This window comes from Halobacterium sp. MBLA0001, assembly GCF_049705385.1.
GTDB lineage: Archaea > Halobacteriota > Halobacteria > Halobacteriales > Halobacteriaceae > Halobacterium > Halobacterium salinarum.
Genome location: NZ_JBNAMQ010000007.1, coordinates 914,839 through 938,100, shown reverse-complemented (window position 1 = coordinate 938,100; position 23,262 = coordinate 914,839). Strand labels below are relative to the sequence as shown.

Here is a 23,262-nt window from a genome sequence, read left to right as displayed (position 1 = left end):
GTAACATGGGTTATACCCGGACCAATTTCCGCGGCTGGGGTGGCCTCCTTCTGTGGCGCGAGTTCGCCGCGCTCTAAAAAAACACGCCGCTCAAGGCTTTTACGATCGAGTAAGGACATTAGACGATTTCGGGCAAAAGGCTCTAGTTGCCCCGATACGCTCGGCTATACGTGAACGCACGACGGTGCAACTCCGCTCGGCTCTGAATCGTCTGGTGAGAAAATCCGCCCTCCCCGATTTGAACGGGGGGCAAGTCGATCTACAGTCGACTGCTCTACCAGTCTGAGCTAAGGGCGGACGCACTCGTATGTAGGCTGTGGCCGAAATTTAAGGGTTGTCATTCGCGGTGGGTGGATGCCGCCCCCATGCCCAAAGCTTATCCCGGAACCGTTCAGTGATGTAGCTAGTTGCAATGTCGAAAGTCACGTTCCGCGCGGACGACGACCTCGTTGCCGCGGTCGAAGACCTCGACGCCTCGAAAAGCGAGGTGATGCGCAACGCGCTCCGTGCGTACCTCACCACCCACGCTGCGGCCGACGACGTCCCCGTAGAGGGCGCAAACACGCCGGTGCGTGGGGCTGCGACCGACGCGCAAAAGGACGTAAACGTCACGATTCGCGTGTCGTCCCCGTCGGCGGTTGAGGAGGTGCGAACGACCCCGGCCAGCGGGGGGCGCGCGGACGCCGAGGAACCCGGTGACGACGGCGAGACCGACGCGGAGCACGCCGACACATCGGCGACGGGCGACGAGAGCGTGTGCAGTCAGTGCGGGGCGGAGCTGTCAGCCGACCACGTCTACTGTCCGAACTGCGGTGGGAAGGCGACGCATCGCGTGTTCTGCGAGTGCGGCGACGAGATTCGGGCGGACTGGGCGTTCTGTCCGCGGTGTGGCCGCCGAACGGTGTCCGGGGACGCCCTCGACAGCGCATAGTAAGACATCTGTTTACACCGCCGTTAATTATTTATTCTAAGCTCCTGTGTGTTCTCGTACGTGAGACGGTCGTCTTACACAGAACCACCGGACTGCGCTGCCCCTTGGCGTCAGAACGGCCGTGTAAGACACGGAGACGGGAAACCGGGTCCGTCTTACCAACACGGGGATACAACAATGGAGCGTGTGACACTCCGGATTCCGGAACAACAGATCGACGAGGTGGAACAGATGGTCGAACGCGGGAAGTTCCCTAATCGGAGCGAGGCGATTCGCTCCGCTGTTCGAGAGATGATTGATGAACACACCGACAAGACTGGTGCAAAGAGCTGGGCGAAAGTTTAACCATGCAAGATATCGTCCAGGACGCACTTGACAACGCCGAGGCGGAACAGCGCGAAATGGATGGCGACGGCGATGGTGACGAGTTCGGAGACCCCCGGATCGTCATCGTCGGTTGTGGCGGCGCAGGCAACAATACGGTCAACCGACTGTACAACATCGGCGTCGAAGGCGCGGACACGGTAGCGATCAACACTGACAAACAGCACCTGAAGATGATCAAAGCCGACACGAAGATCCTCGTCGGCAAGTCCCTGACCAACGGCCTCGGTGCGGGTGGCGACCCCTCGATGGGCGAGCGCGCCACCGAGATGGCCCAGGGAACGATCAAAGAGGTGCTCGGGGACGCGGACTTGGTGTTCGTCACCGCCGGCATGGGCGGTGGCACGGGGACCGGTGCAGCGCCGGTCGTCTCGAAGATCGCCAAAGAGCAGGGCGCAATCGTCGTTGGGATGGTGTCGACGCCGTTCAACGTCGAGCGCGCTCGCACGGTCAAAGCCGAGGAAGGCTTGGAGAAGCTGCGCGAGAAAGCCGACTCGATTATCGTCCTCGACAACAACCGGCTGCTGGATTACGTCCCGAACCTCCCGATCGGGAAGGCGTTCTCCGTGATGGACCAGATCATCGCGGAAACCGTCAAGGGGATCAGCGAGACGATCACCCAACCCAGCCTCATCAACCTCGACTACGCCGACATGACTGCGATCATGAACCAGGGCGGCGTCGCGGTGATGCTCGTCGGGGAGACCCAGGACAAAAACAAGACCAACGAGGTCGTCAAAGACGCGATGAACCACCCGCTGTTGGACGTCGATTACCGGGGTGCCAGTGGCGGCCTCGTCCACATCACTGGTGGGCCGGACCTCACGCTGAAGGAGGCCGAGGGTATCGCGGACAACATCACCGAGCGGTTGGACGCGAGCGCGAACGTCATCTGGGGGGCGCGGATCCAGGAGAGCTACAAGGGCAAGGTGCGCGTCATGGCGATCATGACCGGCGTGCAGTCCGCGCAGGTGCTCGGCCCGAGCACGCAGAAGCAGGCGGACAAGTCCCGCCGCGAGCTGCAGGACGTCGACTCCAAGCAGCGCGCGGCCGACGACGCTGGAGCCGGCGGGTTCGGTGGCGCACACTCGGACGGCGGCCAGGACGAAGTCGAGCAGGAAAACGGCCTCGACGTCATCCGATAACGGACCGTGGGGCCGTCGGCCGATTCTTTTCGCGCGTGTTAGACGGACGTGACGGCGTCGACGAGCGTGCATTTCCGGCAGCGGTCGCGGGTGGTCGGCGCGCCACAGTCGCTGCATTCGCCGACGTCAGCGTCGTCAGTGTTGTATTCGTCGGCAGCGATGCCGGCGAGTTCCTCGTAGCCGGCCATGATCGAGTGACGGGTGCCGGGGCGGCGGTCTTCGAGTTCGAGGAGGACCTCCTGGAGGTCGCTGCGGAAGGACTCACTGGCGTGTGGGCATTCCGCCATGTGCACGGGGAGGTCCCGCAGCTGGGCGTACAGCGCCACCTCTTTTTCCGGGATGTCTCGGAGGGGTTTCGCGCGCGGGATCATGGCGTCGAGTTCCGCACGGTCGTCGAAGGAGCCGAGGCTGGCGTCGAAGTGGGTGGCGATCTGTGTGACGTTGCCTTCGAGGATGTTCATGAGCGCGGTTTCGGCTTCGTCGTCGAGGTTGTGGCCGGTGAGGAGTTTGTCCGCGTCGTACTCGTCGGCGTATTTCGCGAGGAGGTCCCGGCGGAAGACCCCACAGTACGCACAGGGCGCCATGTCGAGGGGGTCGTCGTCGGCCACGTCGTCCATGGCGACGTCGAACTCCTCGCGGTAGGTGACGAGCTCGTGGCGGATGTCGCGGTCGGCGGCCAGCGTCGTACAGGCGTCGAGGCTCTCGTCGCGGTAGCCCGCGATGCCCTCGTGGATCGTGAGCGCGATCAGCTCGACGCGGGGGTCGTCGCGGAACGTCTCCTCGATGAGGTCCGTGAGCACCGCGCTGTCCTTGCCGCCCGAAAGCCCGATCACCCACGTCTCGGGGTCGTCGGGAGTGGTGTCCGGGGAGAGCATGTTGTCGGTGCGGATGCGGCGACGCACCCGGCGCTCGACGCTGTCGAGGAAGTGTGGCTCACAGAGGTGCGCGCCTGAGTACGCCGCGTGCATCACCGCGTCGCGGTCGCACTTCGTGCAGTCCATCGGTGCGGGGTAGCGGCGGCGGTTGTTTCACGGTTTCGAACGGCCGGTGTCGCAGTCAGGCCGTCGACTCGGCGTGGAACCACGCCGACAGCGTGGTGATCGCCTGCGTTTCGACGCCGTGGGGGACGAAAACGAAGGGGATGGGGGAGTCGAACGCGCGGTCCCCGTACAGCCCCCAGTCGCCGACCGATCGCGTGGTGCCGCCGTAGGCGATGGGGATGTCTTCGAGGGCTTGTGGCTCGTATTCGGGGACGTAGGAGTGTTCGATCCAGACTTCGTGGACCGGCACCCCGAGGGCGTCCGCGAGGCGGGGTTCGAGGCGGTCGGCGTTCCCGGTGAGCCAGTCACTGAACGCGTCGATGTCGGCGTCCGTGGCACGTGGAGGGTCGTCGGCGGGCGCGGAGGCCGACGCCGTGGTGTCGCCGACGTCCACGCGGGCGGCGTACGCGACCCGGTGTTTCCAGCAGGTCTCGGGGAACTCGCGGCTGCGAAACCGCTCGTACAGCGTGGCAAGCGTCGAGTCGGGGTTGTCGCGGGCGGCGACCCGGAGGCGTTCGAGGATGGTGTTGTCGTCGATGCCGCGATCGAGCACGGCGTCGATGGTGATCGGTGGGGTGTCCCGCATGGCCGCGAGCGCTGCCAGGAGTTCCCGGAGGAGCGCGTGGGCGAACACCGACTTGTGGTGTTGGGTCACCCACATGTAGAGGGCGATCCGGCCTTCGAGGTAGTTCCCGATGGTCGAGAGGGCTTTGTCCGACAGCGCCAGCCCCTCGTCGGGGTGGGCGGTGTAGGAGGCGACCATGCGGGCGGTGTCGAAGCTCAGCACGTCCGCGCCGGTCATCTGGTTGTCCCGCGTGATGTAGTCGAGGCGGTCGACGTCGATGGGGCTGTGGAGGATCTGGGCGGCGACGCCGTGTTGCCAGCGCCCGCCGCGCTCGTAGGCCAGGCTGTACCCGAGGATGTGCGCGCACACTGCGTGCGGGTCGACATCCATGGCCGTGATGGCGTCGGCGAACTCCCGGCAGACGAACAGGCAGCCGAACAGTTCGTGGGGGCTGGCTTCCCGCAGCGGCGCGTTCCCGACGCCGGCGTCCGCGAACGTCGCGTGGAGGCCGTGGTCGGCGAGGCGATCGAGGATGGCGCTGCGGTCGAGGTAGCGCTCGCCGAGGTGGGAGAACGGCGGGTGGCCGACGTCGTGGAGGAGGGCAGCACACTCGAGCGTGCGCTGGATGGCGTCGAGTTCGGTGGTGGTGGCGTCCTGGTGGAAGTACGGTTGTGTGCGGAGGTTCTCGAAGACGGTTTTCGCGAGGTGGTAGACGCCCAGCGAGTGCTCGAAGCGGGTGTGGTTTGCGCCCGGATAGACGAGGGTGGTCGCGGACAACTGCCGGACGTGGCGCAGCCGCTGGAACGGTTTGCGGTCGATGAGCCCATCGACGAGGGCGGCGTCCAGTTCGATGTAGCCGTGGACTGGGTCTTTGAGTTGCGTGGGTGGCATGGTGACAGAGCGGGTGGCCCGCTGAGAGAGTATTGGACCAACGGCGGGCAGCCGCGTCCGTGTTTCGGTTCAGGCGTAGGCGTCGAACTCGCGGCCGAACACGGCGAAGTACGCGACGCCGAGCAGCCCGGTCACTGTCGCGAGCGTGAACGAGAGTTCGGGGCCAGCGACCAGGACGGCATCCAGGAGTGGCACGGGGACCGCCCAGTCGCCGCCGTACAGCAGGCCGCCGACGGCCGCACTCGGGATGACGATCGTGTTCCGGACGAGATAGTAGGTCCCGGTGATGCGACCGCCGGCGTCCTGTTCGGCGGGCCCGACGATGAGCGCCTTGTGCGCGGGGAGGCCGGCGAACCGCAGCCCGGAGAACGCGAACAGCGCGACGAGCACCCACTGGTCGGCGGGCGCGTTGATGAGCAACACGGGGAACACCGCGTACACGAGGAAGCCGAGACCGACAACGGGCTTCAGGCCGGTGCGTTCGGCGAGCTTCGAGACGGGGACCTTCGTGAGGATGGCGACGACCATCTCGACGGCGAGCAGAACGCCGAAAAAGGCTTCCGGGGAGAGTGAGACGCCGAAGCCCCTGAATCCGACGCCCAGGTATCGTGTAACGACGACGACGAAGAAGACGTAGACCAGCCCGTTCGCGAACCGGATCAAAGTGTCCGCGATCAGCAGCGGGCGCAGGGTCTCCGGCATCGCCGCCAGATCCGCTCGGATGGTGTCGAGCCCTTCGAAGGAGTCGCCGACGGTGTCCTCGGACGCGTCGTAGAGGTACTGCTGGGCGACCGTGGCGACGGCCGCAAACCCGGCCGCGAGCAGGAGGACGTACCGGAAGCCGACCTGGAACTCGGTGGCGGCGAGCACGGCGGCGGCGATGGCGGGGCCGAGCAGGAACCCCACCCGGCGGAAGATTTCGGTGCTCGCGAACCCCATGGCGAGCCTGCTTGGCTCGGTGGCTTGTTTCACGATGGCGAACGTCGCGCCGAGCCCGAACGACTTCCAGGCCTGGGTGAGAAAGAGCCCGACGAACACCCACAGCCACGCGCCGACCGCCCAGCCACCGAGGTCCAGTGGCCCCAGTGCGATCTCGGGGACGACGACGCCGGGCAGCGACGGGGCGGCCGCCCACACCAGGAAGCCGGCGGTGGTGACGACGGCGAACGCGGTGAGCGCGACGCGAGAGCCCACGCGGTCCGAGAGCGCGCCACCCGGGTAGGGGTAGACCGCCGAGATGAGGTTGCCGAGGCTGCCGTAGAGGCCGACGATCGCGCCGCCAGCGCCGAGCGTGTAGATGTACTCGGGGACGTACCGGGTGGTCATCTGGAAGGCGAGGCTGAACACCAGCATCGCCGCCGACAGCACGAGCACGTCGGGCTGTAGCGCGAAGAACTGGCGATAGGAGTCGAGGGCGTCGACGCCGTCGGTGGTGGTGTCGTCGGACATACGCGATGGCAGGCGCGCTACCCACGAAACTCCCGGGGTGTGGGCGGCAGTCGGCGTCCCGGAACGGTTTTTCACGCGCGACGGGTATTCAGGGCATGGACCGCGAGGCCGCCGTCGACCGCGTCGAGGCACTGCTCGATACGGTCATCGACGAGGAGATGCCCGTGCCCGTCCGAGAAGTGTGGGCGTACGGCGACGTGGCGCTCGGGCTCGATCCCGTCGACAGGCTCGACGTCTACCTCACGAAAGACGTGTTGTTGCGGGGCGACGACGCCGACCGCGCCGACGAGTTCGAGCGCGAGTACGGGGTGGCGGGCGTCGGGAAGACGGTGCGGGCGTCCTGGGCGGACGCCCACCCCGAGCACGTGCGCGCAAACGACAGCGGGCACGTCGCGCCCGAGCGCTGTCTCGGTGCGCACCTCGTGGGCGACGACGAACCCATCCACCTGGAGGTCTGCAACGCCGGCTTCGAGGACAACGTCACGCAACGCCTGGAGGGCGCGCTGGCCACCGAGACCTACGAGCACGTCCTCGATCCCAGGGGGGTGTGCGTGTACGCCGACGGACGCCGCGGCACCGACGCCATGGCGAAGCTCCGGGCCGGCGAGCTCGTCTTCCCGACGCTCGCGGAGGCCCTGGAGATGCTGGGCGCTGACGAGGCGGACGCCGAACTCGCCGCCGACGCGGTGGACGCGCGCCGGGATCGCGCGACGGGCGCGACGGTGCGCGGCGACGTGGTGTGAGCGCCGGGGGGCCGGCGCTGACACGTCCGCTTATGCCTCGAAGCCGTCCTCGAAGACGAACGTGCCGTTGCGCTGGACGATCTCGCCGTCGATCTCGATGAACGAGTCCTCGCTCATGTCGACGATCATGTCCGTGTGGACCGCGGAGTCGTTGAACTCGCAGTCTTCGGGCACACACTCGTCGATCGCGCCGCCGACGGCGAGGTGAACGGTGTCACCCATCTTCTCGTCGAACAGCATGTTGTACGTGAACCGGTCGATGCCGCGGTTCATCCCGATCCCCAGCTCGCCCAGCCGCCGCGCGCCCGCATCAGTGTTCAGGATGCCCGCAAGCACGTCCTCGTTCTGCTCGGCGCTGAACGACACGACGTCACCGTCCTCGAAGGTCAGCGCTGCGCCCCGAATCTCGTTGCCCTGGCGCATCAGCGGCTTGTCGAAGTACACCTCGCCCGCCACGGAGTCCGGAACGGGGGCGGTGAACACCTCGCCCGCGGGCATGTTGTGGTCGCCGTCGTCGTTGCACGCTCGCATTCCGTCGACGCGCATCGTGATGTCGGTGGTGTCCCCGGAGACGATGTGCACCGTCTCAGCGGGGTCGAGGATCTCCACCAGTTGGGACTGGAACTCGCTTTGCGCGGCCCAGTCCTTGTTCACGGCGTCGTAGACGAACTCCTCGTAGGCCGCCGTGCTCATCCCGGCCCGCTGGGCCCCCGCGGCAGTGGGGTGCGTGGTGATGACCCACCGCGTGTCCAGTCGCTGCTCGGAGATCGGTTTGTGGGCGCGGCTGCCCGCCTGCGACATCTCCGGGGGGACGTCGCTGGTTTCGAACGCGTTCGGGCCGCCGCCGATCAGGAACACCACGTCGGTCTCCTCCATGGCGGCGAGCTCGTGGTCTTTGGTCGTGTAGTCGGCTTCGTCCATCGCCCGTGCGTACGCCCTGGTGGCCCGCGGGAGCGACCACGACAGCGACGGCCGGGCGCCCCGCTGGCCGAGCGCCTCGTAGAGCGCGACGACCAGCGCCTCGGCCTGCCGGCTCGCCCTGATGGTCACCATGTCGCCGCGGCGCACGTCCGCGCACTGGTCGACGAGCACCTCGGCGTGGCGGCGCACTCGTGTGTCCATGCGCCCGGCGATGCTGGCCCGCAAGGTAGTGCTTTCGGAAGCCCGACGGCTACGCGGTGTCGTCGTCGGGAAGGCGGCCAACGGTCACGTAGAACGGCACGGTTTCCCGTCGGACGTACTCGCCGGCCTGCATCTGGGCCACGACATCGCGGCCCATCTCGCGCCACGCCGCCCGCAGCTCGTCGTAGGCGCTGTCGGCAAGCCCGCCGGCGGCGAGCTCGGGGCGCTGGTCGGCCAGCCGGTCGGCGGTGGCCTTCCGGGCGGCCGCGTCCAGGTCGCCGTCGTCGTAGGGCGGCTCGGTGACGCGCACGTGTTCGTGGCGCGTCGTGGACACGTCCCGGAGGCCGGCGTCGGCCAGCACGTCGGCGGCGTCCGCGCCGAGCGTGACATCCGTGTGGACGCCGTCGACGTAGAACTCGCGGGCGCGCGCCGACAGCGCCGACTCCGCGGCGACCGTCGACGCCACGGTGACGGCGCTGTTGTCGGGTTCGATGACGGCGACCAGCTCCGAGGAGACGCGCGCGAACTCCTCGACGGCGGCCGCCGGCTCCGGGAGGTTGATCAGCAGCGCCTGGCAGGCAACGAGGTCGCAGGCGTCGTCACGGACCGGCAGCCGGGTGGCGTCGCCGGCGACCCGGTGGGCGGCACCGTCGGCCGTGTGCCCCAGCAGCGTGGTGTCGGCGTCCAGCGCGACCACCGGCGCTGACGACTCGGCGGCCAGGACGCGCGCGAACTCGCCGGTGCCCGCACCGACATCGAGGATGCGTGACCGGTCGGACAGGCGCAGGTCGGCGAGCGCGTCGCGGTCACGCCACATGCCGCGGCGCGTCTCGGTGAGGTAGTCGGCGCTGAACTCGCGCACGCTCGCCCCGATGTCGTGTGGCGGCGAAAAACTGACGGGTCATCGTCCGCCGCGCACTCCCGGAAGACGGGACCGGCCGGGAGTGGGGGATGGCAGGCGGACGCACCTGATCCAACGACCCACGATGACTTAGTTCCGGCTGAGACTGAAACGCGGGTTTGACCGACTGGGTTACGCCCGGAGGTCGCGGACGCGGTCGATGTTCCACGCGAAGCCTCTGCCGTCCTCGTGGGGCGTCTCCAGCACCAGCGGAACGTCGGCGATGGCGTCGTGGTTGATGAACGCGCGCATGCCCGCCTCGCCGATGTGTCCCTCGCCGATGTGGGCGTGTTCGTCCTTGTTCGTACCGCAGGCGTGCTTGGAGTCGTTGAGATGGACGTACTGCAGGTGGTCGAGGCCGACCACGTCGTCGAACGCCGCGAGGGTGTCGTTGACCGCCGCCTCGGTGGAGAGGTCGTAGCCCGCGGCGAAGGCGTGGGCGGTGTCGATGCAGACGTCGAGGTCCTGGTCGGAGCGAGTCAACACCTCGTGGAGGTGCTCGAAGTCACCGCCGAGCTTCGTGCCGGAGCCGGCGTCGCTCTCGATGAGGACGGTCACGTCGTCGGGGATGTCGAGCTCGTCGAGGGCGGACGCGGCGTTGTCGAGACCGTCGTCCACGCCGGCGCCCGTGTGTGCGCCGAGGTGGACGTTGACGTATGGGATGCCGAGGGTGTGTGCGGCATCGACCTCCGCCTGCATGCTGTCGATGGATTTCGCGCGGAGGTCGTCTTTGGGCGTGCAGAGGTTCACGAGATACGACGAGTGGATGACCCAGGGGCCATCGAGGTCCGCCGCGGTGCCCTCGCGGAACGCCGCCGCTTCGTCGGCACCAATGTTCGGGTCCTGCCAGACCTGCGGGGAGTGCGTGAAGATCTGCCCGCAGTTCCCGCCGACGTCGAGCTCGTTCGTGACGGCGTTATCAACACCACCCGCGATGGAGACGTGTGCACCGACGCGCATACACGTAGTCTGCCGCCGCCCGGACTTAGCGGCTTCGGAGACGGTGGGGTTATGCGTCGCCGGGCGCGGTTCGATCCCGCACCCACGCGTCGGCGGCGTACTTCTCGGCGGCGAGGTCCCGGGCGCGCGCCAGTTCCGCGTCGGTCCACTCCCCCTCGTCGGCGTCCGCCCACTCACCGAGCGCCCGCTCGACGGCCGTGACTGCGTCGGCCCGGTCGACGCCGGCCTGGGATTCGATCGTGGTCACGTGCTCGCGGAACGCCGCGGGCGTGGTGTCGGGGTCCGAGAACACCGAGAGGTGGCGCTCGGCGTCGAGCGCGAAGCTGAGCGAGCCGTGCTGGATGACCGCGTCCGCCCGGCGGTACTGGGCGTTCCCGCTGATCTTGCGGCCGGGATCGCCGGCGACGATGTCGTGGGCGGGGTTGAGTGCGCGGAGGTAACAGGCCGGCTGGTGGAGCGCCGGCTGTTCGGTGTCGGTGAACCGGGCGTCGATGCCGAGCCGGTCGAAGGCGTCGAAGACGGGGGTACAGAGCAGCTCGTAGGTGTCCATGAGGTCCCCGGGGAGTTCGTCGGCGGGCGCGACGATGGAGTAAGAGATGTCGGCGTGTGCGTCGTGGTAGATGCCGCCGCCGCCGGTCTGGCGGCGCGTCACGTCGATGCCGGCGTCCGCGGCGGCCGCCCAGTCGACGGAGTCGGTGGCCTGGCGGTACCCCATCGAGAGCGTGTCCGGCGTCCAGGTGTAGACGCGGACCGTACGGGGGCCGCCGTCGGCGGCCGTCTGGGCGGCGATCTCGTCGAGGGCCATCTGCATCGGCCCGGGGCGGGTGTCCTCGCGAATCAACCGCCAGTCGCGGTCGGCCAAGTCCATGCGCGTGCTTTCCGGGGGAGCAAGAAAAGCGGTTCGTCACCCTGGGGCCGGGGCGTCTCGTGAGTTGGGGGAGGTTATTTAATGGCGTGCCGTGTCCTTCCGAACACATGTCAATCACGAGTGTACCCGGTGTGGTCGATGCGGGGGTGCTGGGCGCGCAATCGGCGGCCGCGGTCCGCGAGAACGCGCTGTTGAGTTCGTCGCTGTGGGTGAACGTCGCGCTCGCGGGGATCGCGATCCTCGTGTTCGTGTATATGGGACGCACCATCAGACCGGGACGACCGCGGCTCATCTGGGGGGCGACGCTGATGATCCCGCTGGTGTCGATCTCCAGCTACCTCGGGCTGCTGTCGGGGCTCACCGTGGGGATGATCGAGATGCCCGCCGGGCACGCGCTGGCCGGCGAGATGGTGCGCAGTCAGTGGGGGCGGTATCTCACGTGGGCGCTGTCGACGCCGATGATACTGCTGGCGCTGGGGCTGCTGGCGGACGTCGATCTCGGCAGTCTGTTTACCGTGATCGCGGCCGACATCGGGATGTGCGTGACGGGGTTGGCGGCGGCGATGACCACGTCGGCGCTGCTCTTCCGGTGGGCGTTTTACGCGATCAGTTGCGCGTTCTTCGTGGTGGTGTTGTCCGCCCTAGTGACCGACTGGGCGGCGTCGGCGTCGAGCGCCGGCACCGCGGAGATCTTCGACACGCTGCGCGTGCTCACGGTGGTGCTCTGGCTCGGATACCCCATCGTGTGGGCGGTCGGCGTGGAGGGGCTGGCGCTCGTGCAGTCCGTGGGAGTTACGTCCTGGGCGTACTCGGTGCTTGACGTCTTCGCGAAGTACGTCTTCGCGTTCATCCTGTTGCGGTGGGTGGCGAACAACGAGCGGACCGTGGCGGTCGCCGGCCAGACGCTTGGCACCATGTCAAGCGACGACTGAGCGCCGCCAGGACGGCGGCCGGCTGATCGCGGCGGCTGTGCGCTTCAGGAGGCTTATACCCGGTGGCCGACTACGCGTGAGTGAATGGTGCGGAACGTCGCCGACGAGATCGCTGCCCTCGACCCGGAGGACTTCCACCTGCTGTCGGGCGTCGAGCACGGGATGCGGTTCTCGGAGTGGGTGAGCCGCGAGAAGCTGCCGGAGTTCTCGCGGCTCACGCCCGAGGAGGTCGACTACCGGCTCGACAGGATGCTCGACCGGGAGTTCCTCGAACGGAAGACCATCCAGTACGAGGGCGTCCAGCTCACGTTCGCGGGCTACGACGTGCTGGCGTTGCACACGTTCGCCGAGCGGGACAGCGTCGAGGGGTTCGGCGCGCCCCTCGGCGTCGGCAAGGAGAGCGACGTCTACGAGGTGCAGTCGTTTCGGCCGATGGCGCTGAAGTTCCACCGCGAGGGGTACACGCAGTTCCGGGAGGTCCACCGGGGCCGGGATTACACCAGCGAGAAAGAACACACGTCGTGGCAGTACACCGCACGGAAGGCCGCCGAGCGCGAGTACGACGCCTTGGAGGCGCTGTACCCGACCGTGAACGTGCCGCGGCCGGTCGATCACAACCGCCACGCCATCGTGATGGAGAAGGTCAGCGGCACCGAGCTGTCGAACGCGAAGCTGAACCCCGAGCAGGCGAGCGGCGTGTTGGATCTGATCCTGCGGGAGGTCGCGGCGGCGTACCGCGAGGGGTACGTCCACGCCGACGTCAGCGAGTACAACGTGTTCGTGGATTCGGACGGCGTCGTGTTGTTCGATTGGCCCCAGGCGACGCCGACCGACCACGAGAACGCCCGCGAGTTGCTGGCGCGGGACGTGGAGAACATCGTCCAGTATTTCCGCCAGAAATACCCCAGTGACGTGCCGGCAGTCGACCACGACGCCGTCGTTGGGGCGGTCGCCGACGACGCGTTCGCGTCGGTCACCGAGCACTGAACGCGAGCGCCCACCACCGCCGGGTGCGGCGCGGGACGTGACGTGTGACCGACAGACACCCGCGTATTTATACCGCGGGCGCGGCAACGGCGTTCCAACGCGGAGTTTCACTCATGGACCGAATTGGGCCAGCAGCCACGACGCGGCGGGCCGGGTGCGGTGGCGACACCGAGACAGCAAGCGGGCGTGGCTGGACCACCAACGCAGGCATGGAGGCATCGTAATGTTCGATGAGATGCAGGCGTCGGCGTTCCCCGAGTTCCTGGCCGCGTTCTGGGCGGAGAAGGGCTGGGAGACGTCGGTGACCGAAAACGACGACGGCACGTACCTGGTGGCCGGGGACAAGGACTCGGGGACGCGCGGGCTCATGGGCGTGCGCCCGGACGACGGAACGGAAGTCGACGCCTCGGAGGTCGAGGATTTCCTCGCGTTCTGCGACAAGCAGGGCGTCGACGTCCGGGTGATGGCGACGCTGGGGCGGTTCACGACGGGCGCGCGGACGGCCGCCGACTCCGAGGACATCCACCTCCTCGACCCGAACGAGTTGGCGAACTCGGTGCGCGAGGAGGGCGTCGAAGAGATGGTGACGGAGTACACGGGCGGTGGCGGCGGTGGGGGCGGTCGCTTGCCGTCGCTGCCGGTGTCGGTGCCGACCGGGGTGCCGGTGATCCCGATCCTGGTGGCGGCCCTGGTCGTGGCGGCGGCGGTGTTCGTGGGGCCGACGCTGCTCGGGTCGGTGCCGTTCGTCGACGAGTTGCGGGCCGGCTCGGCGAGCGGACAGCCGATCACGGCGCTGTCGTTGTCCGACGCGGACGCCCCGACGGCGACGGTGCGGTGGACGGCACAACCCCGGGGTGAGATCAGGAACTACACCGCGCCGGCGGGCCAGACGTTCGTGGTGGTGGCCTTCGAAGCGACGGCGACCGGCAGCGAGCCCGTGACGATCCGAGACGAGACGGTGGCGCTCGCGGCCAACGGGACGTTCCGGTCGCCGCAGTCGTTCACCAACGCGTCCACGGCGTTCCGGGCGGCACAGCTCCCCAAGCAGGTGCCGGCGAACGGCACGGCGCGTGGGATCGTGGTGTTCCAGGCACCCGCCGACTTCGACGGGGCGACGCTGGTTGAGCGGTACGGCGGGCCGGGGCTGCGCTTCCAGCGTGCCGACGATCTCAGCACGGACGTGGCGTCGTTCCGAAGTTCTTAACCCCGCCGGTGGAGTACCGAACGGTAACTCGCTGGTGGCGGGCTCCAGCGGGCGCCTGACGACGCGTCGGGCCGGGATGTGATTCTCGGTGCGCCGGGAATTGAACCACACAACGCCCGCGGACACAGAACAATGGCACGAAGTTTCTATTCGCACATCAAGGAAGCGTGGGAGGATCCCGACGACGGGAAGCTCGCCGAGCTGCAGTGGCAGCGCAAGCAGGACTGGCGCAAGGAGGGCGCGATCGAACGGGTCGACCGCCCGACGCGCCTCGACAAGGCCCGCGAGCTGGGCTACAAGGCCAAGCAGGGCGTCGTCGTGGTGCGCGTGAGCGTGCGCAAGGGGACCGCCCGGAAGTCCCGGTTCAAGGCGGGTCGCCGCACGAAGCGCCAGGGCGTCAACCGCATCGGTCGCGCGAAGAACCTCCAGCGCATCGCCGAGGAGCGCGCCAGCCGGAAGTACGTGAACCTCCGGACGCTGAACTCCTACTGGGTCGGTGAGGACGGCTCCCAGAAGTGGTTCGAAGCGATCCTCCTGGACCCGGAGCACGGCGCGATCCAGAACGACGACGATCTGAACTGGATCTGCGACGACAGCCACAAGAACCGCGTGTTCCGTGGGAAGACGAGCGCGGGACGACGCGCGCGTGGCCTCCAGAACCGCGGCAAGGGCACCGAGGGCCTGCGCCCGTCGACGAACGCCGACAAGCGCAACAAGTCGTAGCGCGAGCGGGCGGCCGATTTCTGCGGTGTGTCGCGGGCCAGCAGTCGCGGTCCCGCGGCGTGAGTACGGAGCGTGGCCGTGTCCCAGCCACCGGGCATGCCATGTGAAGACACGACAAACCACTAAGTGATCGGACTGCGTACACGAACGTATGAGCGACACCGCCGAGACGGAGCTCGCGTTCGACCACGACGACCAGAAGCGCCTCTACAACTACGTCGAGCGCCACGGCGAGTGCACGTACGACGACCTCGAAGCGGCGATGCCGTTGTCCCCGCGGGGCATCCGCCACCACGTCGCCATCCTCCAGCGGGACGGGTTCCTGCGCGTGGACGACGAGGCCGTCACCGTCGCCTTCGACGCCGACGTGGCGGCCGAGACCCACCGCAGCGACGGCATCGAGGTGGTCGTTCGCCCGGCGCGACAGGGGGATCTGTCCGGGCTCGTCGGGGCGATACGGCAGGTCGCCGACGACCGCACGTACATCGAGGCCGAATCCGTCGCCGACATCGTCGACCACGAGGAAGTGTTGTTGCGGCACAACGACGTTGAGGAACGCATGTTCTTCGTCGCGACCGTCGACGAGGCGGTCGTTGGGTGGGTGCACCTGGTCGGCTCCGAGCTGGCGAAGCTCGCACACACCGCCACCCTCACTGTCGGCGTGATCGACGCCTACCAAGGCCACGGGATCGGCGGCTACCTGCTGGAGCGTGGGCTGGAGTGGGCCGCCAGCCGGGGCTACGAGAAACTCTACAACAGCGTGCCGGCGACGAACGACGCCGCCATCGGGTTCCTCGAATCCCGTGGCTGGGAGCGCGAAGCCCGCCGCGCCGACCACTACCAGCTTGACGAGGCGTACGTCGACGAGGTGATGATGGCCTACCGGCTGTAGCCACGCGCCCGGGGGGCGCTATCCGGTGGCGTCCTCGTTGTGTCCGAAGGCATCCGTGACCGACGGGTTCGCGCCCACCCCGGAGTACACCGTGAGGAGGTCGCCGGCCTGAATGACGGTGTCCCCGCGGGGCGTGATGGGGTCGCCGTCACCGTCGCGCTCGATGGCGACGACCAGCACGTCGTCGGGGAGCGCGCCCGTGTTCGCGGCCTCCTGGAGGGTCGTGCCGGCGACGGGTGCCGAGTCGGTGACGCTGATCTCGAAGACCTCGGCGTGGTCGCCGATGCGCATGTAATCGACGATCGCGGGACGCGTCACGGCCCGGTAGAGGTATTCGGCGATGAGCTGCTGGGGGTTTTCCATCGTGCTCACGCCGATGCGCTCGAAGACCCCCATGTGTTCGGGGTTGTGGACCACGGAGAGGATCGCGGGGATGTCGAACTCCGCGGCCAGCAGGCACACCATGATGTTGGTGGCGTCCTGGTCGGTGGTGGAGATGATGGCGTCGGCGCGCCCGGCGCCGGCGTCAGCCAGCGTGTCTTTGATCGTGGCGTCGTCGTGCAACACGAGGCAGTCGTAGTCGTCTGCCGCCCGGGCGGCGCGGCTGTCGTCGCGCTCGATGACTGCGACCTCGTTGCCCGACCGGGTGGCGACGTCGATGAGCGGGGTGCCGATGTCGCCGGCACCCACGATGATGAGATACATGCGAGCTATCCCCCGAACCGTCGTGTGATCGCGTCACGTACTGACATTGGTGTGTTGTCCGGGCCGCGCGCCATGACGACGGTTTGATCGACGCCCGCACCGACGGCCTCCGGGATCGAGCCGAAGACGGCCTGGGACACCGGCCCCGAGCGCGTTGCGCCGGCGTAAACCATATCGAAGTCGGCGGCGGCGTCGATGACGGCGGCCTCGGTGTCCGTCGAGACGACTACTTCGGTGTCATAGGTCATATATTTGATGGCAGCGCGCTCCGCGAGGGCGTCGATGACCGCCGCCCCGCGCTCGGTGGCCGACGCGTCGGCGTCGTCGTCCGCGGGCGGCTGCACGTTCAGCAGCGTCAGCGACGCGTCCGTCTCGTCGGCGGCGACGAATTCGGCCGCGCGGCGGGCGGCAACCGGCGCGTGTGGGCCCTCCCCGGCGAGCACCATGATGTCGCTGGCGTCGCTGGCGGCGGCCGGCCCGAGGCGCACGAGCGTGGCGTCACAGGACGCGTGGCCGACCACGGGGTCGATGGTCGACCCCAGGACGTGGTCGCGGCGACGCGTGCCCCCCCAGCCGAGCAACACGTGATCGGCGGCCGTGTCCTCGATGACGTCGAGGATGGCGGCCCCGGTGTCGTGGCTGGCGACGGCGCGCGTCCGCAGGCGCACGTCCAGGTCGGCGGCGGCCGCGCTGGCGGCGTCGAGCAGCTCCTGTTGGCGCTCGACGCGCTCCTCTTCGAAGGCGAGGTCCTGGGACAGCGACGTCTGGCGGGGGACCTCGATGACGTTCACCGCGATGACTTCGGCGTGCGCGTCGGTGTGAGCGTGCGCGCTCGCGGCCGCCATGCGCAGGAGGTCGTGTTCCGTGTCCGGGTTCGCAACCGGCACCACGACGGTGTAGGTGTCGGGTGTGTCCGTGTCCGGCGACGAGGACGGCGCGAGTGCGTCGCCGACGAGGCTCTGACTCGGCGCGCAGGCGCGGGCATAGCAGTAGTACCACGCGATCCCGAACGCCACCAGGACGGTGCCGATCGCGCCGACCGGCGTCGGCGTCACCGGCAGCACGACCGCGACGGACGCCACCCCGATCGTCATGGGGGAGAACGTCACGGACATCTGGACGAGGACCGCGACGCACGCCGCCGCGCCGAGCACCGGCACCACCGGGTACAGCACCGCGGGGATGCGGAACGCCGGGTCGTAGGTGTCGGGGTTCGCGCGCCGCAACACGACCACGGAGACGTGCACGAGGGCGTACGTGACGAGGTACATGAAACTCGCCACCTCGGCCAGCGTGCCGACGCCGACGCCGATCCCGATCAACAGCAGCGTGATGACGCCCGTCGCGGCGATCGCGCGGTACGGCGTGCGGAATCGGTCGTGGACTTCGTTGAGCCAGTTGACGAGGATCTTGTCCCGCCCCATCGCGAAGTTCACGCGCGCCGCCGACAGGATGCTCGCGTTGGCGCTGGAGACGGTCGCGAGCACCGCGCCGACGATCATTGCGAGCGCGCCGACCGAGCCGGCGGTGGCGGGCTGAACGGAGACGAACGGGAGCCAGGAGACCGCGCCGGCAAGCGGCTGGAAGATCTCACGGGCGACCAGCGCGACCGGAACGTCGGAGCCCGCGAGCACGGGGATGTCGATCGTACCGGTGGAGACGAACATCACGCCGACGTACATCAGGGTGGGCGTGACGACGGCGGCGATCATCGCCAGCGGGAGGTTCCGGCTGGGGTCTTTGATCTCCTCGGCGCTGGTGGCGATCACCTCGAAGCCGATGAACGTCACGTAGACGGTGCCGACGGTCGCGGCGACCGCGGGCCAGCCGTTGGGGTTGAACTCCGTGATCGTCGGGCCGGTGACCGCGCCGAGCCCGAGGAACGCGAGCACGAGTCCGACCAGCGTGAGCACGATGACGTTCTGGAGCGCGCTGGTTTCTTTGACGCCGTAGTAGTTGACGGCAGTCAGAAGCGCGGCCATCGCGAGCGCGGCAACGGTGATCCCGAGATCCCCCCAGCCGGCGAGGACGCCGACGTACTCGCCCAGTCCCGGCAGGAGGTATTGGCCGAACCCGATCATGTAGAACGCCGACGCGAACGTCAGCCCGGCCCACATCCCCCAGCCGACGATGCTGCCGAAAAACGGCCCCAGCGCGCGGTTGACGTAGTAGTAGCTGCCGCCGGCTTTCGGCATGCCGGTGGCGAGCTCGGACAACGAGAGCGCGGCGAACAGCGACACCATGCCGCCGACGAAAAACGACACCATGCTGGCGGGGCCGGCCTGTTCGGCGGCGATCTTCGGGAGCACGAAGATGCCGGCCCCGATCATCGTGCCGAGACCGATGGTGTAGGCTTCGAGGAAGCCGAGGTCGCGGGCGAGCTCCTGGTCGGTGTTGCTCACGACCCCCACCCTCCGGGCGGGTGGGCGACGACGAGGCGGCGGTGGGCTGTGGACGCGGACGGTGCGACGGGGTGTGTGGTGTGATCACTCATACTGGTGTGGTGGGTCGCAGCGGGTGCACTGTGGCTCGGCGGGAGATGCGTCAGTGTCGAACCGACAGGAGTGACGGATCCGTGTGGCGGGAGCGCAGCGGAGCGCATGTGCGTTTCGGATTCGCGTGGTGGGCGGCACCATGGCACCCCGACTGTCCCCGCGATCGGTGGGCATAACGGCGTCGCGGTGCTGGCTCCCGTGCATGGACGCGGCGCTTGGACCCCCCGACGCGATGGCTGCCAGCGAGGGCGACCTGACGCCGATGATGAGCCAGTATTTCGAGCTCACGCGGCGCTACGACGACGCGCTGGTGTTGTTCCAGGTCGGGGATTTCTACGAGTTGTTCTGTGCGGCCGCGGAGACGGCGGCCCGCATCTGTGAGGTGACGCTGACGGCGCGCGAGGACTCCACGGGCCAGTATCCGATGGCGGGCGTGCCCATCGACACCGCCGAGCCGTACATCGAGGCGCTGCTGGACGCCGGCTATCGGGTGGCGGTTGCCGACCAGGTCCAGGACCCGGACGAGGTGAGCGGCGTGGTGGATCGGGCCGTGACACGGGTGGTGACGCCGGGCACCGTCACCGAGGACGAACTGCTCGGGGGCGCGGACAACAACTTCGTGGCGGCGCTGGCCGGCGGCCGGGACGCCGACGCCGGGTTCGGGCTCGCGCTGCTCGACGTGTCGACCGGCGACTGTTATGCCACACGGCTCGGCGGCGAGGCGCGCGTGCGTGACGAACTGGGGCGGTTCGCGCCCGCCGAACTCGTCGTCGGACCGGGGGTCGACGCCGACCGGTTCGCCGACGAGGCGTTCGTCGCCGCGTACGACGACGACGCCTTCGAGCCCGCGGCCGCCCGAGAGCGGGTGGCCGACTACTTCGGCGGCGAGGACGCGCTGCCGACGGCCGCTGAACTACGGGCGTGTGGGGCGTTGTTGTCGTACGCCGAGTACACGCGGGGCGGAGCCGGCGACAGCCAGCGTCTCACGTACTTGAACCACGTGACGCGGTACAGTCCCACGGAGCACCTCCAGATGGACGCCGTGGCGTTGCGCAGCCTCGAACTGTTCGAGCAGCGCAGCGTCCACGGGACCGACGGCACGGCGCTGGTGGACGTGCTCGACGAGACGGCGTGCGCGCTGGGCCGCCGGAAGCTCACCGACTGGCTGCGCCGGCCGCTGGTGGATTCGGACGCCATCGCGGCGCGCCACGACGCCGTCGGGGAGCTCGTCGCGGACCCCCTGTCTCGGGAGGAACTCCACGAGCACCTGCGGGACGTCTACGACATCGAGCGGTTGGTGTCGCGGGTGTCCCGGGGGCGGGCGAACGCCCGCGACCTGCGGGCGCTTGCGGACACCCTGGCGGTGGTGCCGGAGGTCCGGGGGTTGCTGGCGGACGCCGACGCCCGGAAGCTGCAGTCGCTTCGGGAAGCCCTCGATGACCTCCCCGAGATCCGGGGGCTGCTCGACCGCGCGATCGTGGCGGATCCGCCACAGGAGCTGACCGACGGGGGCGTGATCCGGGACGGCTACGACGAGCGCCTCGACGACCTGCGGGCGACCGAGCGCGCGGGCAAACAGTGGGTCGACGACCTCGAAGCAAGCGAGCGCGAGCGCACGGGCGTCGACTCGCTGAAGGTGGGCCAGAACTCCGTGCACGGCTACTACATCGAGGTGACGAAGGCGAACATGGACGCGGTGCCCGAGGACTACCAGCGCCGCCAAACGCTGAAAAACGCCGAGCGCTACGTCACGCCGGAGCTGAAAGAACGCGAGGAGGAGATCGTGCGCGCCGAGCAGCGCGCCCAGGACCTGGAGTACGAGCTGTTCGTCGGGATCCGGGAGCGGGTGGCGGAGGCGGCCGAGCGGATGCAGGCCGTGGCGCGCGCGCTTGCGGCGGTGGACGCGCTGGCGTCGTTTGCGGCCGTGGCGGCCGCCCACGACTACACCAAGCCGGTGATGGGCGGCGACGGCATCCACATCGAGGGGGGTCGCCATCCGGTGGTCGAGCGCACCGAGTCCGGGTTCGTGCCGAACGACACGACCCTGAACGACGACCGCCGGGTTGCGGTCATCACCGGGCCGAACATGAGCGGGAAATCGACGTACATGCGCCAGGTCGCGGTGATCGTGGTGTTGGCGCAGGCGGGCTGTTTCGTGCCGGCGGCGGCCGCCGAGTTGCGGGTGGTGGATCGCGTGTTCACGCGGGTCGGTGCCAGCGACGACATCGCGGGCGGGCGGTCGACGTTCATGGTGGAGATGACCGAGTTGGCGTCGATCCTGCGCGCGGCGACCGACGAGTCGCTGGTGTTGCTCGACGAGGTGGGCCGCGGGACCGCGACGACCGACGGGCTCGCGATCGCGCGCGCGGTGACCGAGCACATCCACGACGCCGTGGGGGCGACGACGCTGTTCGCGACCCACCACCACGAACTCACGGCGGACGCCGACCGCCTGCCGGACGCGCTGAACCTGCATTTCGCGGCGACCCGAGGGGACGACGGCGTCGCCTTCGAGCACGCGGTGCGGGCGGGCGCTGCGACCGCCTCCTACGGGGTGGAGGTCGCGCGCACCGCCGGCGTCCCCGAGCCAGTCGTGGACCGCGCCCGGGAGCTGCTCGATGCGCCTGCGACGGCCGACGGGGGCGACGGCGGGACGACCCCCACAGCGGACGCGAACGGCCAGCGCGGGGCGGCCGCCGGGATCGTCGCGGAGCTGCGTGACGTGAGTGTCGCGGAGCTGACGCCCATCGAGGCGTTGAACGTGCTCAACGATCTCGCGAGCCGGGTGGACTGACCGGCGAGAACGTCAGCCCACGGTCGGCCAGCAGCCGCCTGGTTTTCGCGGTGACGGCGGGCGCGACGAGGATGCCCCGCACGGTGGCGTCGGCGTGGAGGGTGCGACGGAGCGCGGCCACGTACCGTTGGAGCTGCGAGGCCGCCGCCGGGCCCGCGCGCACGTTTTTCAGCTCGACGGCGGTCACGGTGCCGTCGGCGTCCCGGCCGTAGATGTCGATGGGACCGGCGGGCGTGTCGCGCTCGGTGGCCAGCGGCTGGAACCCGGGCTCGACGAGATCCGGGGTGTCGAGCACGCGGTCTTTGAGCGCGGCCTCCGTTCCGGACACCGTGGTGGCGTCCGCGCCGGCGGCGTCGAACGCTGTCGCTGTGTGGACGGCGTCGAAGCGGACGCGCAGCGCGCCGGCGGTGTGGCCGCCGTCGCAGGCGACGGTGAGACCGTCGGCGGCGTCGACGGTGACCGGGCCACCGGACGCCCACGCGTCGGGGTCGCGGCCGCTGGCACCGTGGACCACCACGGTGTCGTCGGGCTTCCAGAGGAGGGTGCGCACGCCGGCCGCGAGGTCGCGCTGCGAGCGCCCGGTGAGCGTGGCCACGCAGGAGCCGATCAGGGAGACGGTGAGGCCGTCGGCGGCGGCGTCGGTGGCGAACGCGGCCGCACGGTCGGCGGTGGGGTCCGTGAGCGTTCGCGGCATGGGCGGGGGTTTGCCTGCGGGGTGGAAAAACGACCGGGTGCAGCCCGCCGTCGTTTAAGTGTCTCTGGCGACAAGGAGTATATACGAGCGGCGACGCGCGGTGTTCTGTGGTCCATCCGATGCCCGGCAGCGACGGTCACGCCGTCGGCACACACCCCCGGAGTCGGCGTGTTCTTTTGTTGCGCCGTCGTACGGAGCGGTGTGACGGGATCAATCACGGTGTATTCGGACTACGTCTGTCCGTTCTGCTATCTCGGGCGGCAGTCACTCGAAACCTACCGGGAGGCGCGCGACGACGCGGCACCCGCCCTCGAAATCGACTGGCAGCCGTTCGACCTGCGCAGCCGGCATCGGCGGCCGGACGGCACGCTCGACGAGAGTGTCGACTCCGGGAAGGACGAGGCGTACTACGAGGAGGCGCGGCAGAACGTCGAGCGGCTGCGCGAGGAGTACGGTGCCGACGAGATGAGCACCGACCTCGTCGGCGACGTCGACGGCTTCCGGGCGCAAGTCGCCTCCCGGTACGTCAAGGAGACGTTCCCGGAGCAGTGGCTCGCCTTCGACGAGGGCGTGTTCGCGGCGCTCTGGGCGGACGACCGCGACGTGGGCGACGCCGACGTGCTGGCCGACATCGCCGACGGCGTCGGGCTGGACGGCGAGGAGATCCGGACGGTCGTCGACGACGAGGCGTGGCGGGATCGCCTGCGCGACGAGTTCGCGGACGCCCGCGAGGCCGGCATCACGGGCGTGCCGACGTTCGTCTACGACGGCCACGGCGCTCGCGGCGCGGTGCCCCCGAGCCAGCTCGAACGGCTGGTGGAAGGCGTCTAGGGCCGG

General features: G+C 68.9%; 21 protein-coding genes and 1 tRNA gene. 11 read left to right on the top strand and 11 right to left on the bottom strand.

The window, feature by feature from the left end:
* Nucleotides 1–223: 223 nt before the first annotated feature.
* Nucleotides 224–297, bottom strand: a tRNA-Tyr gene (locus ACOZ32_RS06000).
* A gap of 115 nt (nt 298–412) precedes the next feature.
* Between ACOZ32_RS06000 and ACOZ32_RS05995 the strand changes: the two genes are divergently transcribed.
* The 3 genes from ACOZ32_RS05995 (at nt 413) to ftsZ (ending at nt 2,460) form a co-directional block, all read left to right on the top strand.
* A complete protein-coding gene (locus tag ACOZ32_RS05995) occupies nt 413–931 on the top strand; it encodes a zinc-ribbon domain-containing protein (protein WP_285271902.1) in 519 nt (172 codons plus the stop codon).
* A gap of 177 nt (nt 932–1,108) precedes the next feature.
* A complete protein-coding gene (locus ACOZ32_RS05990; RefSeq protein ID WP_010902100.1) occupies nt 1,109–1,276 on the top strand; it encodes a ribbon-helix-helix domain-containing protein in 168 nt (55 codons plus the stop codon).
* 2 nt (nt 1,277–1,278) lie between these two features.
* Nucleotides 1,279–2,460: a cell division protein FtsZ gene (ftsZ, locus tag ACOZ32_RS05985; RefSeq protein WP_012289116.1), complete on the top strand. Its 1,182-nt coding sequence runs from the start codon at nt 1,279–1,281 to the stop codon at nt 2,458–2,460.
* Between the two features lie 38 nt (nt 2,461–2,498).
* Here ftsZ and ncsA read toward each other — a convergent pair whose 3' ends face one another.
* From ncsA to ACOZ32_RS05970, 3 genes are all read right to left on the bottom strand, one after another.
* Entirely contained in the window at nt 2,499–3,461 is a 963-nt protein-coding gene (gene ncsA / locus ACOZ32_RS05980; protein ID WP_010902098.1) for a tRNA 2-thiolation protein NcsA, read from the bottom strand.
* Nucleotides 3,462–3,516: 55 nt separating this feature from the next.
* Complete coding sequence (locus ACOZ32_RS05975) at nt 3,517–4,956, bottom strand: HD domain-containing protein (RefSeq protein ID WP_010902097.1); 1,440 nt, start codon at nt 4,954–4,956, stop codon at nt 3,517–3,519.
* A gap of 69 nt (nt 4,957–5,025) precedes the next feature.
* Entirely contained in the window at nt 5,026–6,405 is a 1,380-nt protein-coding gene (locus ACOZ32_RS05970; RefSeq protein WP_424335073.1) for an MFS transporter, read from the bottom strand.
* Between the two features lie 95 nt (nt 6,406–6,500).
* Between ACOZ32_RS05970 and ACOZ32_RS05965 the strand changes: the two genes are divergently transcribed.
* Complete coding sequence (locus tag ACOZ32_RS05965; RefSeq protein WP_012289115.1) at nt 6,501–7,148, top strand: DUF7095 family protein; 648 nt, start codon at nt 6,501–6,503, stop codon at nt 7,146–7,148.
* Between the two features lie 30 nt (nt 7,149–7,178).
* Here the strand turns inward: ACOZ32_RS05965 and ACOZ32_RS05960 are convergent, their stop codons facing one another.
* From ACOZ32_RS05960 to ACOZ32_RS05945, 4 genes are all read right to left on the bottom strand, one after another.
* Nucleotides 7,179–8,270, bottom strand: coding sequence for an aminopeptidase (locus ACOZ32_RS05960; protein WP_010902094.1), 1,092 nt, complete (start codon nt 8,268–8,270; stop codon nt 7,179–7,181).
* 49 nt (nt 8,271–8,319) lie between these two features.
* Nucleotides 8,320–9,132, bottom strand: coding sequence for a class I SAM-dependent methyltransferase (locus ACOZ32_RS05955; RefSeq protein WP_012289114.1), 813 nt, complete (start codon nt 9,130–9,132; stop codon nt 8,320–8,322).
* A gap of 171 nt (nt 9,133–9,303) precedes the next feature.
* Nucleotides 9,304–10,131 carry a deoxyribonuclease IV gene (locus ACOZ32_RS05950; RefSeq protein WP_010902092.1) on the bottom strand — a complete coding sequence of 276 codons (828 nt, stop codon included), beginning with the start codon at nt 10,129–10,131 and terminating at the stop codon, nt 9,304–9,306.
* A gap of 49 nt (nt 10,132–10,180) precedes the next feature.
* The gene (locus tag ACOZ32_RS05945) at nt 10,181–10,999 is read right to left on the bottom strand and encodes a lipoate--protein ligase family protein (RefSeq protein WP_136361079.1); all 819 of its coding nucleotides are present in this window, start codon (nt 10,997–10,999) and stop codon (nt 10,181–10,183) included.
* Nucleotides 11,000–11,106: 107 nt separating this feature from the next.
* On the opposite strand from ACOZ32_RS05945, the gene hop reads away from it, so the two are divergent.
* From hop to ACOZ32_RS05920, 5 genes are all read left to right on the top strand, one after another.
* Nucleotides 11,107–11,931, top strand: a complete 825-nt coding sequence (gene hop / locus ACOZ32_RS05940; RefSeq protein WP_010902090.1) for a halorhodopsin — start codon at nt 11,107–11,109, stop codon at nt 11,929–11,931.
* Between the two features lie 84 nt (nt 11,932–12,015).
* Entirely contained in the window at nt 12,016–12,918 is a 903-nt protein-coding gene (locus tag ACOZ32_RS05935) for a serine/threonine-protein kinase RIO2 (protein ID WP_136361078.1), read from the top strand.
* Between the two features lie 223 nt (nt 12,919–13,141).
* The gene (locus ACOZ32_RS05930) at nt 13,142–14,122 is read left to right on the top strand and encodes a restriction endonuclease (RefSeq protein WP_010902088.1); all 981 of its coding nucleotides are present in this window, start codon (nt 13,142–13,144) and stop codon (nt 14,120–14,122) included.
* Between the two features lie 132 nt (nt 14,123–14,254).
* Nucleotides 14,255–14,845 (top strand): 50S ribosomal protein L15e, encoded by a 591-nt coding sequence (locus tag ACOZ32_RS05925; protein WP_010902087.1) that lies wholly within the window; start codon nt 14,255–14,257, stop codon nt 14,843–14,845.
* Nucleotides 14,846–14,996: 151 nt separating this feature from the next.
* Complete coding sequence (locus ACOZ32_RS05920; protein WP_136361077.1) at nt 14,997–15,737, top strand: GNAT family N-acetyltransferase; 741 nt, start codon at nt 14,997–14,999, stop codon at nt 15,735–15,737.
* A gap of 18 nt (nt 15,738–15,755) precedes the next feature.
* Here the strand turns inward: ACOZ32_RS05920 and ACOZ32_RS05915 are convergent, their stop codons facing one another.
* Together ACOZ32_RS05915 and ACOZ32_RS05910 are read right to left on the bottom strand one after the other, a co-directional pair.
* A complete protein-coding gene (locus ACOZ32_RS05915) occupies nt 15,756–16,442 on the bottom strand; it encodes a potassium channel family protein (RefSeq protein ID WP_010902085.1) in 687 nt (228 codons plus the stop codon).
* A gap of 5 nt (nt 16,443–16,447) precedes the next feature.
* Nucleotides 16,448–18,844 carry an amino acid permease gene (locus ACOZ32_RS05910; protein ID WP_136361076.1) on the bottom strand — a complete coding sequence of 799 codons (2,397 nt, stop codon included), beginning with the start codon at nt 18,842–18,844 and terminating at the stop codon, nt 16,448–16,450.
* 295 nt (nt 18,845–19,139) lie between these two features.
* On the opposite strand from ACOZ32_RS05910, the gene mutS reads away from it, so the two are divergent.
* Nucleotides 19,140–21,731: a DNA mismatch repair protein MutS gene (mutS, locus tag ACOZ32_RS05905; RefSeq protein ID WP_136361075.1), complete on the top strand. Its 2,592-nt coding sequence runs from the start codon at nt 19,140–19,142 to the stop codon at nt 21,729–21,731.
* Here the strand turns inward: mutS and nucS are convergent.
* Nucleotides 21,703–22,425 (bottom strand): endonuclease NucS, encoded by a 723-nt coding sequence (gene nucS / locus ACOZ32_RS05900; protein WP_010902082.1) that lies wholly within the window; start codon nt 22,423–22,425, stop codon nt 21,703–21,705. The genes mutS and nucS overlap by 29 nt on opposite strands.
* A 201-nt stretch (nt 22,426–22,626) precedes the next feature.
* On the opposite strand from nucS, the gene ACOZ32_RS05895 reads away from it, so the two are divergent.
* On the top strand, nt 22,627–23,256 hold the full coding sequence (locus ACOZ32_RS05895; RefSeq protein WP_136361074.1) for a DsbA family oxidoreductase: 630 nt from the start codon (nt 22,627–22,629) through the stop codon (nt 23,254–23,256).
* Nucleotides 23,257–23,262 lie beyond the last annotated feature (6 nt).

Coding starts and splice junctions, on each gene's coding strand:
- ACOZ32_RS05995 (WP_285271902.1), top strand. CDS start 413: ATGTCGAAAGTCACGTTCCGCGCGGACGACGACCTCGTTGCCGCGGTC.
- ACOZ32_RS05990 (WP_010902100.1), top strand. CDS start 1,109: ATGGAGCGTGTGACACTCCGGATTCCGGAACAACAGATCGACGAGGTG.
- ftsZ (WP_012289116.1), top strand. CDS start 1,279: ATGCAAGATATCGTCCAGGACGCACTTGACAACGCCGAGGCGGAACAG.
- ncsA (WP_010902098.1), bottom strand. CDS start 3,461: ATGGACTGCACGAAGTGCGACCGCGACGCGGTGATGCACGCGGCGTAC.
- ACOZ32_RS05975 (WP_010902097.1), bottom strand. CDS start 4,956: ATGCCACCCACGCAACTCAAAGACCCAGTCCACGGCTACATCGAACTG.
- ACOZ32_RS05970 (WP_424335073.1), bottom strand. CDS start 6,405: ATGTCCGACGACACCACCACCGACGGCGTCGACGCCCTCGACTCCTAT.
- ACOZ32_RS05965 (WP_012289115.1), top strand. CDS start 6,501: ATGGACCGCGAGGCCGCCGTCGACCGCGTCGAGGCACTGCTCGATACG.
- ACOZ32_RS05960 (WP_010902094.1), bottom strand. CDS start 8,270: ATGGACACACGAGTGCGCCGCCACGCCGAGGTGCTCGTCGACCAGTGC.
- ACOZ32_RS05950 (WP_010902092.1), bottom strand. CDS start 10,131: ATGCGCGTCGGTGCACACGTCTCCATCGCGGGTGGTGTTGATAACGCC.
- ACOZ32_RS05945 (WP_136361079.1), bottom strand. CDS start 10,999: ATGGACTTGGCCGACCGCGACTGGCGGTTGATTCGCGAGGACACCCGC.
- hop (WP_010902090.1), top strand. CDS start 11,107: ATGTCAATCACGAGTGTACCCGGTGTGGTCGATGCGGGGGTGCTGGGC.
- ACOZ32_RS05935 (WP_136361078.1), top strand. CDS start 12,016: ATGGTGCGGAACGTCGCCGACGAGATCGCTGCCCTCGACCCGGAGGAC.
- ACOZ32_RS05930 (WP_010902088.1), top strand. CDS start 13,142: ATGTTCGATGAGATGCAGGCGTCGGCGTTCCCCGAGTTCCTGGCCGCG.
- ACOZ32_RS05925 (WP_010902087.1), top strand. CDS start 14,255: ATGGCACGAAGTTTCTATTCGCACATCAAGGAAGCGTGGGAGGATCCC.
- ACOZ32_RS05920 (WP_136361077.1), top strand. CDS start 14,997: ATGAGCGACACCGCCGAGACGGAGCTCGCGTTCGACCACGACGACCAG.
- ACOZ32_RS05915 (WP_010902085.1), bottom strand. CDS start 16,442: ATGTATCTCATCATCGTGGGTGCCGGCGACATCGGCACCCCGCTCATC.
- mutS (WP_136361075.1), top strand. CDS start 19,140: ATGGACGCGGCGCTTGGACCCCCCGACGCGATGGCTGCCAGCGAGGGC.
- nucS (WP_010902082.1), bottom strand. CDS start 22,425: ATGCCGCGAACGCTCACGGACCCCACCGCCGACCGTGCGGCCGCGTTC.